This is a genomic window from Rhodobacter sp. P2_H5 (assembly GCF_056403335.1).
Genome location: NZ_JBFUFS010000067.1, coordinates 1 through 1,114 on the forward strand (window position 1 = coordinate 1; position 1,114 = coordinate 1,114).

The 1,114-nt window shown below is 57.5% G+C and carries 2 protein-coding genes; both read right to left on the reverse strand.

Features of this window, described 5'->3' with window-relative positions:
- Positions 1-265 (reverse strand): transposase (locus tag AC1DVR_RS23465; protein WP_478003038.1); only part of this gene is annotated, 265 nt, incomplete at its 3' end.
- Positions 266-453: 188 nt separating this feature from the next.
- A partial coding sequence (locus tag AC1DVR_RS23470; RefSeq protein ID WP_478003039.1) for a GntR family transcriptional regulator occupies positions 454-1,114 on the reverse strand: 661 nt, incomplete at its 5' end.

The following is a 1,114-nucleotide window of genomic DNA, read 5'->3' on the forward strand; positions in this document are numbered from 1 at the left end:
AGAGCTTTCGCCGGCTCACATCCTGAAGCATCTCGCGATCCAGCGTCAGGTCAGCCACGATCTTCTTCAGCCGTGCGTTCTCGTCCTCCAGCTGCTTCAGCCGTTTCATCTCAGTCGGCAGCAGACCGGCATACTTTTTCTTCCAATTGAAGTAGGTCGCCTGACTGATCCCCGCCTTGCGGCAGATCTCCGCAACTGACGTTCCGTCTTCGCCCTGCTTGATGATGAACGCCTTCTGCGCGTCCGAGAAATTGCTCGCCTTCATCCGATTCCGCTCCTCTCCCAGCCGGAAAAGCGTAGCCGAAAACTCTAGCTTCAAACGGTCCAGTTTGCGGGGATCAGATCAGGGCTGAGGCAGACTCCAAAACCAAGTCCAGGTGTTTCCGGCGGGCAGGCCAGCTGGCGATTTTCAAGCCAATGCAATTGGATTTCGACCGCGGGAACGGCCGAAGGTCAATTTGCACGCAGTACTCTTTCTGGCAGGGTCGCGAGGGCGAAATGAACCAGATAGTCATTCAGCGCAAGCGACGCTGCATGGGCTGCTTCAGTGTCGCGCCGAACGATCGCTGAAAGGATCGCCTCGTGCAGAGCCTTTCCCGCAGCGATTTCTTGCTTTTCGTCCCGCAGATGCATGATCCAGAACCGGCGTGACAAACTTTGCAGCGGGACGAGCGCTGCTTCCAGATAGGGATTGCGGGTGGCCCGAATAATGAGTGAATGGGTTTGTCGCACAGTTTCGATATACGCGCTCAGGCCAAAATCGCCCGTCAATTCTGCCTTCATATGCGCGATGTCGCTGAAATCTTTAGATGTCGCACGCTGGCAGGCCAGCATGACGGCCAAACCTTCCATCGCGCGCCGCACTTCCAGCCCGCCAAGTTGGTTTTCGACGGACACGTCCGGTATCTCGATGCCCTTACTGGGATGTATGCGCAGCATGTGGGTCAGCGCGAGCCTTTGAAGCGCCTCCCGCACCGGCGTTCTGCCCAGTCCTGTCATTTCCATGAGGCCACGTTCTGACACCATGGTGCCGGGCTGAAGTTCGCCCCGTTCGATCAGGTCTTGTAGCAACGCAACGGCGTGGTCCGATTGGCTGCCCATGATGGCTCCATGC